The sequence below is a fragment of the Massilia sp. 01N410 genome (assembly GCF_056399665.1).
Genome location: NZ_JBFTRV010000012.1, coordinates 52,124 through 63,589 on the forward strand (window position 1 = coordinate 52,124; position 11,466 = coordinate 63,589).

The 11,466-nt window shown below is 66.3% G+C and carries 8 protein-coding genes; 3 read left to right on the forward strand and 5 right to left on the reverse strand.

Going from position 1 to position 11,466, the window contains the following annotated elements:
* Positions 1–117 precede the first annotated feature (117 nt).
* From AC1DOP_RS16750 to AC1DOP_RS16760, 3 genes are read left to right on the forward strand one after another with little or no spacing between them, the layout of a single operon-like run.
* Positions 118–1,608 (forward strand): lipopolysaccharide biosynthesis protein, encoded by a 1,491-nt coding sequence (locus tag AC1DOP_RS16750; protein ID WP_442122916.1) that lies wholly within the window; start codon positions 118–120, stop codon positions 1,606–1,608.
* On the forward strand, positions 1,605–3,386 hold the full coding sequence (locus tag AC1DOP_RS16755) for a hypothetical protein (RefSeq protein ID WP_477252321.1): 1,782 nt from the start codon (positions 1,605–1,607) through the stop codon (positions 3,384–3,386). The genes AC1DOP_RS16750 and AC1DOP_RS16755 overlap by 4 nt, the downstream gene beginning before the upstream one ends.
* The gene (locus AC1DOP_RS16760; protein WP_442122918.1) at positions 3,383–4,345 is read left to right on the forward strand and encodes a N(5)-(carboxyethyl)ornithine synthase; all 963 of its coding nucleotides are present in this window, start codon (positions 3,383–3,385) and stop codon (positions 4,343–4,345) included. The genes AC1DOP_RS16755 and AC1DOP_RS16760 overlap by 4 nt, the downstream gene beginning before the upstream one ends.
* A gap of 47 nt (positions 4,346–4,392) precedes the next feature.
* On the opposite strand, the gene AC1DOP_RS16765 is transcribed toward AC1DOP_RS16760, so the two are convergent.
* Genes AC1DOP_RS16765 through AC1DOP_RS16785 form a run of 5 tightly spaced genes read right to left on the reverse strand, consistent with a single transcriptional unit; the run spans position 4,393 to position 11,464 of the window.
* Positions 4,393–5,604, reverse strand: coding sequence for a TIGR04063 family PEP-CTERM/XrtA system glycosyltransferase (locus AC1DOP_RS16765; protein WP_477252324.1), 1,212 nt, complete (start codon positions 5,602–5,604; stop codon positions 4,393–4,395).
* Between the two features lie 23 nt (positions 5,605–5,627).
* Positions 5,628–7,520, reverse strand: coding sequence for an XrtA/PEP-CTERM system amidotransferase (locus tag AC1DOP_RS16770; protein ID WP_477252326.1), 1,893 nt, complete (start codon positions 7,518–7,520; stop codon positions 5,628–5,630).
* Positions 7,508–8,668, reverse strand: a complete 1,161-nt coding sequence (locus AC1DOP_RS16775; protein WP_477252328.1) for a TIGR03088 family PEP-CTERM/XrtA system glycosyltransferase — start codon at positions 8,666–8,668, stop codon at positions 7,508–7,510. Before AC1DOP_RS16775 ends, AC1DOP_RS16770 begins: the two co-directional genes overlap by 13 nt.
* A gap of 22 nt (positions 8,669–8,690) precedes the next feature.
* Positions 8,691–10,271 (reverse strand): exosortase A, encoded by a 1,581-nt coding sequence (gene xrtA / locus AC1DOP_RS16780; RefSeq protein WP_477252330.1) that lies wholly within the window; start codon positions 10,269–10,271, stop codon positions 8,691–8,693.
* Positions 10,262–11,464, reverse strand: a complete 1,203-nt coding sequence (locus AC1DOP_RS16785) for a TIGR03087 family PEP-CTERM/XrtA system glycosyltransferase (protein WP_442122923.1) — start codon at positions 11,462–11,464, stop codon at positions 10,262–10,264. Before AC1DOP_RS16785 ends, xrtA begins: the two co-directional genes overlap by 10 nt.
* Between the last annotated feature and the right edge of the window lie 2 nt (positions 11,465–11,466).

The window sequence follows — 11,466 nt, forward strand, 5'->3', positions numbered from 1 at the left end:
CACTTCGGCCTGATGGCAGTAACCGGATGCTGCGAATCCTGTGTGCGACGACAACGTCTTGGACCTTCGCCAATACGCGCTGCTCGTCGACAGTGTTGTCTTACATAGCAGTAAATAATGGTTCACAGAAAAGGTAATAGTCTTGCCAGCGGCGCCGTCATCATGGTGGTCATGCGCTGGGTCGATCGTCTGATCGGCATCGTCAGCACTTTCATCCTTGCCCGCCTGTTAGTCCCCGATGATTTCGGTATCGTCGCGATGGCTTCGGTCGTGGTCGCTTTCGCCGACGTGTTGTTCGACCTCGGCATCAACGTCGCCGTCATCCAGCGGACCAATCCTTCCCAGTCTTTCTACAACACCGCCTGGACGCTGCGCATCCTGCAGAGCAGCTGCGTGGCGCTGGTGCTGACGGCCATTGCCCCATTCGCCGCCGAATACTACAAGGACCCGCGGGTGACGGCCGTGGTGCAGATCATGGCGCTGTCGATGGTCGTGAGCGCGTTCGAGAACGTTGGCGTCATCAATTTCCAGAAAGAGCTGCGCTTCACCGACGACGCCAAGTACGTGATGTTCAAGCGCCTGGTCGGCTTCATTACCACCATCGTGCTGACCCTGGTCCTGCACAGCTATTGGGGCATGATCATCGGCGCGCTGGTCGGCCGCCTGGCAAGCACGCTGCGCAGCTACATGGTGCATCCGATGCGCCCGTGGTTTTCGTTCAGCGACATCCGCGAGATCTTTTCGGTATCCCAGTGGGTGCTGGTCAAGAACGTCAGCCAGTACCTGGACAGCAAGCTGCCCGTGTTCCTGGTGGGCGGCATGGGCAACACCAGCGTCACCGGCGGCTACACGCTGGCCAGCGAGATCGCGGACGTGCCCGGCACCGACCTGCTGGCGCCGATCAACCGCGTGCTGTTTCCCGCGTTTGCGCGGGCCCGCGAAAACCTCGGCGAACTCTCCCGCCTGCTGCTCTCGGCCCAGGCCGTGCAGGTCATGGTCACCTTTCCCGCCTGCGTCGGCTTCGTCATGACGGCGCGCGACTTCGTCCCGGTCGCGCTGGGCGACAAGTGGGTGTTCATCGTGCCCTTCATCCAGATTCTCGCGCTGTCGAACATCATCCAGTCGATCAACAGCAGCGCCAACTACGTGCTGACCGTGGTCGGCCAGATCCGCCTGCTGGCATTGACCAGCTGGATCCAGATCGGCCTGTTCTCGCTGGGCGCCTTCCTCATGCGCGGGCACCTCACGCCGGAATTCGTCACCCAGCTGCGCCTCGGGTCCATCGTCCTGACCTTCAGCATCTCGTACATGCTCCTGATGCGCTACGTGCCTGGCCTGTCGGTGCTGATGCTGGTGCGCAGCGCCGGCCGCCCCGTGCTGGGCTGCCTGGCGATGGTGCTGGCGCTGTCCCTGCTCGACGCCGAACTGCAGGCCGCGCACTGGGTCATGCTGATCACCAAAGTTGTCGTCGGCGCCGCCGTGTATTGCGGGGTCGTGCTGGCTTGCTGGCGCCTGGCCGGCTATCCGGACGGTGCCGAGTCGTATTTCCTCAACAAGTTCAAACGGACGACGCCAGCGGTTCTTGGCGCACCTAGCGAGGCCCCATGAAAATCGATCTGGATCGTATTGCGAAGACCTTCAACGATGTCGAGTTCTTCGTCGCCGGCGTGTTCGCCGATACGCCCCCCGCATTCACCGGTACCGGCAGCGGCCTGGCGACCCGGGTCAGCCCGCAGTTCTGGGCGGTGACTTCGCTCAGCACGGCGCACGGCCGCGGCCTGGCGCACGAGGTCGACGGCAGCGATATCGTGTTCCGCGGTTACGAAGGCGGGCTGTCCGTCCATTCGTACTCGGAAGGCGATGTGCTGAAGTGCCTGGCCATCGAGGACGGCCTGCAGAACGGCGTGTTCGCCTACATCAAGTTCGACCGCCAGCGCCAGCAGGCGGTCGTCCGCAGCGATGCTTTCGGTTTCGGTCCGCTCTATTACCGCCGGCTGGGTTCCGCCTGGCTGTTCGCGTCCCATCCGGCCCTGCTGCACGTCGATGACGACGAGCCGGACATGATCGGGTGGGCCGGCCTGATGCAGAACAGCAGCCCGGTGGGCGACCGCAGCTTCTACCGCGATATCGCGCGGGTGCCGGCCGGCACCCAGATGACGCTGTGGCCCGAGCGGATGGAGAAGCGGCGCTGGTTCGATTTCGCGGCCCTGCCTGCCGGCATGCGCCGCATCGACGACGAGGCCTTCCGGGTCGTCGAGGATGCCTACCAGGCCGGCTTCGAGCGCTGCCTGAAGCTGAACGTCGGCGAGGTGGCGCTGCCGTTTTCCAGCGGCTTCGATTCGCGCCGCTTCTTCGCCACGCTGCTGCGCAGGAAGGTGCCGTTCAAGGCGGTCACCTGCCAGACCTTCCACCGCAAGAAAACCGGCGACTTCGAGCTCGACTCGCACTACGCGCCGAAGATCGCGGCCGCCTTCGGGGTCGACTGCGAGGTCGTGCCGGCGACAAAACCGGCCCTGATGGGGGAGGACGCCGCACGCCGCCAGGCATTGATCGGCACCGAGACCTTCATGCATGCATGGTCGCTGCCGCTGATGCGCTGGCTGGCCAAGCGTCCGCCGTCGCTGGTGTTCGACGGCCTTGCCGGCGACACCTTCGGCAACTCCGGCTTCGAGATCGATGGCCTGCACGAGACGGCGGAACGGGACGTCGGCCTGGTCCTCGGCGAGACCAGCAAGCCCTATATGCTCAAGCAGCTGTCGCAGCGTTTCCCGAGCCTGGAGCAGTTCCAGCAGCAGTACCGCGCCTATCTCGACCAGTTCGCCAGCAATATCAATCAGGCCGAGATGGCCTTCATCGAATCGCGTACGCGCCGCTGCATCAGTCCCTGGATCACCATGATGCACCCGCCCGGACACGTGCCCGTCTTCCCTTACTGCGACGTCGAGTTCGCGCGCGCGACCTTCGAATACCACCCGGCCGACAAGTACAAGTGGTTCTTCCAGAAAGAGTGCCTGCGCCGCTTCTATCCAGAGTTCTACGACTTCCATGGCTCGCGCAACATGCCGCCCGACCTGGCCCCGCTCGATCCCGCGATCTGCGGCGCCCGCGACGAGGCGGAAGAGCGTTTCGCCTACAGCGATTTCGGCGTGGTGCGCGAAGCGCTCACTTATCTGACCCTGCCGAACAAGATCCTGCTGCTGCTCTCGAGCGTGCTGCCCTCGCTGCGGCGGCGGCGCGACTGGGTCTTCCATCCGCTGCTCCTGCTGGCCCGCACCAAGAAGCATGCGGAGACCTTCATCGAGCCGAGTCCCGCCTCGTCCGCGATATCCAGCAGCAAACAGACGCGCCTACAAGAAGTCACATCTCTAGAAAGGGGAGCCACATGAAAACAGTCGGCCTGATGATCAGTACCAAGGAAAACGAGAAACGACGCGCACTCCTGCCCAAGCACGTGGCGCAGATCCGCCACCGTGACCACCTGTATTTCGAAGAAGGCTATGGCGCCGGCTTCGGCCACCCGGACGAGGAATACCGCGCGGCCGGCGCCCATGTGGTGCCACGCGAGGAAGCGCTGTCGAAGGATGTGATCTGCGATCCCAAGATCGGCGACGCCACCTACCTCGAAGAGCTGAAACCCAGGCAGACCATTTTCGGCTGGGTGCACGCGGTGCAGAACCGCTCCATCACCGACAAGATCCTCTCCAAGGAGATCACGGCGATCGCCTGGGAAGACATGTTCGAGGGTAACCGCCACGTCTTCTGGCGCAGCAACGAGCTCGCCGGCGAAGCCGCGATCATGCATGCCTTCACCCTGTACGGCAAATGCGTCTACGAATGCAAGGTGGCCCTGATCGGGCGCGGCAACATCGCACGCGGCGCCTACCGCATCCTGTCCTGCATGGGCGCGACGATCAATGTGTTCGAGCGCAAGACCGAGAAACTGCTGCGCCAGGAACTGGGCAAATACGACGTGGTCGTCAACGGCATCCTGTGGGACGTCTACCGCAAGGACCACATCATCTACCGGGAAGACCTGGCGCTGCTGCGCAAACCGGCCATGATCGTCGACATCAGCTGCGACCGCGCAGGGGCGATCGAAACCAGCCGGCCGACCACCATCGAAGATCCGGTGTACAGCGTCGACGGCGTGCTGCACTACGTGGTCGACCACACGCCCGCGCTGGTCGGCTATTCGGTGAGTAACTGCCTGGGCGAGCAGATGGTCAAGTACCTGGACGTCATCATCGAGGGCAGGGTCGACCAGGACGAGGTGCTGGCGCCGGCCGTCTGCATCCGCGACGGCAGCATCGTCGACCGCCGCATCATCGACTTCCAGAACCGCTGACACACGATGCGACCGCCGGCCATCGAGGCCGGCGGCCGCGACCGCCATCAGGCCGCGAGGGTTCCCGTCAGGCGGCCGTAGATGTTCTTGTAGCGCGCCACGCTGACCGGCCAGTTGCGCTCCGTTTCCACATAATTGCGGCCGGCCCGGCGCAGTTCGGGCCACTTCTGCTGCGATTCCAGCAGCGTCGCCACCTTCTCGACCAGGGAATCCGTATCGTTGGCGCGGAACAGCACGCCGGTCTTGCCATCGGCGATCAGCTCGAGATGGCCGCCGACGTCGGAGGCCGCCAGGATCCGGCCCTGGGCCATCGCTTCCAGCGGTTTCAGCGGCGTGACCAGGTCGGTCAGGCGCATCGGCAGGCGCGGGTAGACCAGCACGTCCAGCAGGTCGTAGTACCTGGTCACCTGGTCGTGCGGCACGCGGCCGGTGAACACCACCCTGTCCTCGATCTTCAGGTCTTTCGCCAGCTGGCGCAGCTGGGCATCCTGCGGACCGCCGCCAACCAGCAGCACGCGCAGGTCCGGCATGCGCGCCGACAGCTTCGGCACCGCGCGCAGCAGCACGTCCAGGCCTTCGTAGGCGTAGAACGAGCCGATGAAGCCGATCAGGCGCGAGCCGGACAGGCCCAGCTTGTCCTTCAGCTGCAGGTCGGCGCTGCCGCCCAGCGCGAACTTGTCGATGTCCACCGCGTTCGGGATAACGGTCACCTTGTCGGCCGGGATGCCGCGCGCGACGATGTCCTTGCGCAGGCCTTCGCAGATGGTGGTGACGGCGTCGGCGCGCTTCAGCGCATAGGTCTCGAGCGCGCGCGTGAGCTTGTAGCGCAGGCCGTTCTCGGTGCTGGTGCCATGGTCGACCGCGGCGTCTTCCCAGAAGGCGCGCACTTCGTACACCACCGGGATGCCGAACTTCTTGCCGGCGCGCAGGGCGGCGATCGCGTTCAGCACCGGCGAGTGGGCGTGCAGCACGTCCGGCTTGACGACCGGGATGATCTCGGCCAGGCGCCTGGCCAGGCCGTCGATCACGTCGACCTGGTTCAGCACCGGCAGCTTCGACAAGGTCGAGCCGGACGGCGTGCGGTAGAAGTGCAGGCCGTCGCTGGTTTCTTCCAGCATGTCGCCGGAACCCTGCTTGGCGCCGGTGACGTGGAAGGTTTCCCAGCCGAGCGCGCGCTGTTCGCGCAGGATCGAGCGGGTACGGAAGGTATAACCGCTGTGCAGCGGGATCGAGTGATCGAGGACGTGCAGGACTCGCATGGGCTTTTCTTTGAACTTTGAGGTTATGCTTGGTTCTTGCGCAGGAAGGCTTCGAACATCAGCACCTGCCACAGCGCGGTGCTGTGGTCCTTCAGGCGCGCCAGGTGTTCGTCGACCATCCGCTTCAGGTATTGCTCGTTGAAGATGCCGGTATCGCGCAGCAGGGGGCTGAGCACCGCCTTCTTCATGCTGTCGGCCAGCGGCCCGCGCAGCCAGGCCGCGAGCGGGATCGAGAAGCCCATCTTCTTGCGGTACAGGACGTCGTTGCCGAGGTAGGGCTCGAGCGCCTTCTTGAAGATGTGCTTGCCTTCGCCGTTGCGCAGCTTGGTGCTCGACGGCAGGCCCGACACCCATTCGACGAACTGGTGGTCCAGCAGCGGCACCCGCACTTCCAACGCGTGCGCCATGCTGGCGCGATCAACCTTGGTGAGGATGTCGCCCGGCAGGTAGGTCTTCATGTCGATGTACTGGATCAGCGACAGCGGATCGTCGGTCGGCGCATCCTTCGTGTAGTTGCGCATCACCTCGACCGCGCTGTAGCCCTGCAGGCTGCTCTTGAAGCGCTCCGAGAACAGCTGGCCGCGCACGCGGTCGTTCAGCATCGACACGCCGTGGAAGTAACCTTCGGTCAGGTCGCGCGCCAGCGCTTCGAAGGTGGTCTTGGCGCGGAACACGCGCGGCGCCCAGTCGGCCTTCGGATAGGCGGCGCCGAGGAATCCGAACACCGGCTTGCGCAGCGCCAGCGGCAGCATCGAACGCACCCGGTTCTCGTTGTGGGCCATGCGGTGGCGGCGGTAGCCGGCGAAGTTCTCGTCGCCGCCGTCACCGGACAGGGCCACCGTCACGCGCTTGCGGGCCAGTTCGCAGACACGGTAGGTCGGGATCGCCGAGCTGTCGGCATAGGGTTCGTCGTACAGGTGGGCCAGGGTGTCGACCAGGCCGTAGTCGTCCTTGCTGACGGTCTCGCACTGGTGGTTGGTCTGGTAGCGCTCCGCCACTTCGCGCGCGTAGTTCGATTCGTCGAAGGCCGGGTCGTCGAAGGCGATCGAGCAGGAATTCACCGGCTCCTTCGAGAGGCCGGCCATCATCGCCACGATGGCGCTGGAATCGACGCCGCCGGACAGGAAGGCGCCCAGCGGCACGTCGGCTTCGAGGTGGCTCTCGACCGCTTCGCGCAGGCGGTAGATCAGTTCGCCCTCCATGTCGCGCTCGGTCATGCGGTCGTGCGGCGTGAACGGCACGTCCCAGTATTTCTTCTGCTCGATGCGGCTGTCGCCCACTTTCAGGGTGATCGTATGGCCCGGCAGCAGCTTGTGCGCATGCCTGAAGATGGTGCGCGGTTCCGGTACGTAGCCGTAGGCGAAATACTCCTCGACCGCATGCGGATCGATCTCGCGCGGCAGGCCCGGCACCGACAGGATGGACTTCAGCTCGGAGCCGAACAGGAACATCCCGTCCGGCAGCACGGCGTAGTGCAGCGGCTTGATGCCGATGCGGTCGCGCGCGGCGAACAGGGTCTGCCGGGTGCGGTCCCAGATCACGAAGGCGAACATGCCGCGCAGGTGGCGCACGCAGTCCTCGCCCCATTGCTCCCAGGCGTGGACGATGGTTTCGCTGTCGGACGGCGTGCGGAATTCGTGGCCGAGTTCCTGCAGCTCGGCGCGCAGCTTGCGGAAGTTATAGATTTCGCCGTTGAACACCAGCGCCACCGTACGGTCTTCGTTGAACAGCGGCTGCAGCCCGTTTTCGGGCGCGATGATCGACAGGCGCCGGTGGCCGAAGCCGAGGCCCGGCTCGAGGTGCAGGTCGCCTTCGGTCGGACCACGGTGGAACTGGGTGTCGTTCATCCGTCCGAGTACGCCGCGGTCGATGGGACGTCCGCCGCGCATGTCAAAAATGCCTACTATTCCGCACATGGTGTGATTGCTTCTTGAAGTGGGGTTTTAATCTTGCGCAGGCCGTCGTACAGGTCCATGTAATGGGCCAGCATGGCGGCGACGCTGTATTGTTGTTCGATGCGCGCGCGTCCGGCCGCTCCGTGCCGGCGGGTGAGTTCCTCGTCGAGCACATAGGCGGCCAGGGCGTCGGCCAGGCGCTGCGGATCGCCGGGCGGCACCAAGGCGCCGGTGGCGCCGTCGAGCACCAGGTCGGGAATGCCGCCGACCGCGGTCGAGACCACCGGCAGCCCGCTCGCCATCGCTTCCAGCATCGTCACCGGGGTGCCCTCGGCGATCGAGGACAGGGCGAACAGCGAGAAGCTGCGCATCGGCGGCGCGACGTCGCTGCGCGGGCCAGCCAGCCAGGCGCAGTCCTGCAGGCCGGCATCAATGATCTTCTGTTCGAGCTGCGCGCGCAAAGGGCCGTCGCCGACCAGCACCAGGCGCAGGCGCGGGCGCTGTTCCGGCAGCATCGCACGCAGGCGGGCGAAGGCTTCGATCAGGGTGGCCTGGTCCTTCACGTCCTGCAGGCGGCCGACGGTGCCGATCACGAACATGCCGGGCGCGCTCCACGGTTCATCAAAGCTGCCGGGGCGGAAGCGTTCGGTGTCGACGCCGTTGTCGATCAGCTCGATCTTCGCCTGCGGAATGCCGACCACGCCGCGCAGCCAGCGCTCGAGGTCGCGCGAGACCGGCACGTAGCGGTCGATGACGGGCACCAGCAGGCGGCGCAGCAGCTTGTGCTTGCGGTTCACGCCGTGCGGGTCGCTGGCGTCGCGTCCGTGCTCGGCGTGTACGCGCACAGGCACCCCGGCCAGCAGGGCGGTGGCGTGGTATTCGATGGTGCCCAGGTTATAGGTGTGCAGCACGTCGGGACGCATGGCGCGCAGCACCTTGAACAGGCGCTTGTGCGTGCCCAGTTCGAGGCCGGGCGGCTTGTGCAGCGCCACCAGTTCCACGCCCGGGCGCGTGATGCGCTGGGCGAACTCGGTGTAATCGGTCAGGCAGATCACCGCATGCCGGTACTTATGGGCCGGCATGCGGTTGATGGCGTCGACCAGCAGGGTTTCCAGGCCGCCGATGTCGAGCCGGTAGATCAGGTGGGCCACCAGCGGCGCTTGCTTCATGTCGCTCATTGCGTGGCAAGCCTCAATGCGTGGCGGCGGCGTGGGCCAGCGCCGCGTCGACCGCCTTCAGGTTGTCGGCGACGAAGGCGCGCAGGGCGGCCCGCGCCGCTTCCGGATGCTCGTCGAAGGGCACCGACAGCATCAGCGCCGCGCCGTCGTCGCCGCGCAGCATCGCCTTCGATCCCGCCTGGTACAGCTTGCCGATCGCATTGCTGGTCGTGTCGTGGCCGCCGATGCGCATCCAGCTCCACACCAGCAGGCCCTTGCCGCCGTCGCGCAGCACGGTCTCGCGCACGGTCAGCGGACGGCCGCCGGCGGTTTCGACCCGCTTCGCGCTCTCGGTCTCGTGCCAGGTGTCCTTGTAGCCGGCCAGGCGGTTCAGGGAGCTGATCAGGGATTTGCTGCGGTCCTGGTTGCGGTAGTACAGCAGGTTCAGCGCCACCGGCACGCTGTCGCGGCGGTAGCTGCGCACGAAGTCGACGTCGGGCGCCATGTAGTCCGGCTTCCAGTCGGCGAAGGGCGCGGCCTGCGGCCAGCCGACGGCCACCTCGCCCAGGGAAACCGGGGCCGGGTTGTGGTTGGCCTGCTCGCCGTAGAGGGCCAGCGCCGGCCACAGCGCGCACACGGCCAGCACGCCGGCGGCCAGCGCCGGGACGCCCTTGCCGACGCGTTCGCGCAGCGACGGTGCCGCCGCCGTGGTGCCGGAGGCCGCTGCCGCCGTTGCCGCCGCCGGCTCGGTGGTGTCTTCGCGCCAGTAGCTGCCGATCCAGAACATGATGAACATGACCAGGCCGAAGAACAGCCAGCCGTAGATCAGGTGGTCGACGCCGGTGGCCAGCGCCATGCCGGACAGGTGGCCGATCATCACGATCATGTAGGCGCGCAGGCCGTTGGCGAGGATCGGCACCACGACCGACAGGCCGATGAACAGCGCGCGCCGCATGGTCGAGCGGTAGGTGAGGTAGGCGTACAGGCAGCCCAGGGTGATCGAGGAGATCAGGTAGCGCACGCCGCTGCAGGCCTCGACCACCGACCAGTTCCCGGTCGGCAGCTCGAAGCGGGTGCCGCTGCGCAGGACCGGGATGCCGGTGGCCTGCACCGCCGCCACCGTGAAGTCGGCGGTGAACTGGATCAGCGGGCCGACGAAGGCTTCGCCAAACGGCACCGCGAACAGCAGGAACAGCAGCGGGAAGGTCAGCGAGCCGGCCAGGCGCGGTCCCAGCAGGGCCAGCGCGATCGCCGGGAACATGGCGACGAAGGTGTATTGCGACACTACCTGGACCTCGCCCAGCTGGGCCGCCAGCCAGCCGGCGCCGAGCAGCGCGACCAGCGCCAGGCCCGGGGCCCAGGGCTGTACCGGATAGAGGCTGAAATTCTCGCGCCGGCGCCAGATGAGCCACAGGCTGATCGGCAGGATCACGTAGCCGTGGGCGAAGGTCTCGGAGCTGTTCCACAGGCCGACGATCGAGCGCACGGTGCCGAAATAGAGGGCGAACGGGGCCAGCAGGGCCAGCACGATCATGGCCGCGCGGGCGCGCGACATGGACGGGTGCGGAGCGGCGATGGTAGCGCCCAGCACTTCGGGTGGGGGTTTCAGGAACATTCGAGGCTCTCTCCGATGCATGCCAGGTTGCTCGACCAGCTGTAGCGGCGCTGGACCTTGTCGCGGGCGGCGCGGCCGATCGCGTCGATGGCGCCGTCCTGTCCTTCGAGCAGGGCGGCGCAGGCGTCGGCGAAGGCGGTAGGTTCGTCGGCCAGCACCAGTTCGCTGCCGGGGACGGCGTCGATGCCTTCCAGCGCCTGCGGCGATACCACCACCGGGGTTGCCATCGCCATCGCTTCCAGTACCTTGTTCTGGACCCCGCGCGCAATCCGCAGCGGCGCCACCGCGGCGGCGGCGTGGGCGATGTAGGGGCGCACGTCGGGGACGGTGCCGGTCACCACCACGCCCGGCTGCTGGGCCAGGGCCTGCACCGCCGGCGCCGGACGCGAGCCGACGATGTAGAAGCGGGCGTCAGGGAAGCGCCGGTGCACCGTGGGGAAGACTTCGGCGGCGAACCACTTCACCGCGTCGATGTTCGGCCAGTAATCCATGGCGCCGGTGAAGACCAGGGCGCGCTCGCCGGCCGCGAACGGATTCTCATACGGCCGCTCGGGCGAAAAATACTCGGTGTCGACGCCGTTGCTGAAGTGGCCGATCTTCGGGCCGCTTTCCGGCGCCAGGCTGCGGAACAGCTCGGCCTCGGGGGCCGACACGAACAGCGAGGCGTCGTAGTCGCGCGCCACCTGGCGCTCGTAGCGCAGCAGCTGCTTCGCCTCGTAGCGGTAGACCAGGTTCATCGGGAAGGATTTCTGCTCGGCGTACTGGCGCCATTTTTCGGAGTCGATGTCGCAGAAGTCGATCACGCGGCGCGCGCTGCGGTGGTTCTCGGCGTACTGCGCCATCGGCGAGCAGAACACCAGCACGCGGTCGATCCTGTGCGCGGCCAGGGTGTCGTCGACCCAGCGCGCCATGCCGGCATCGCGGTAGTATTCCTGCGACAGCGAGCGGTTCTTCAGCAGCGCGCCCAGGCTGCGCACGCGCGACAGCAGCGGGTTCATGCGCGCGAAATGGCTGCTCGCGCACAGTGCCTCCACGTGCGGCACGTACTGCCAGTCGTCGGGATCGTCGACGAAGGTTGCCAGGTGAACCCGGTAGTGGCGGGACAGGTGCTTGAGCAGGTGGTAGGAGCGGATCTTGTCGCCCTTGTTGGGCGGGTAGGGGATCCGGTGGATCAGCAGCAGCAGGTCTTCCATGA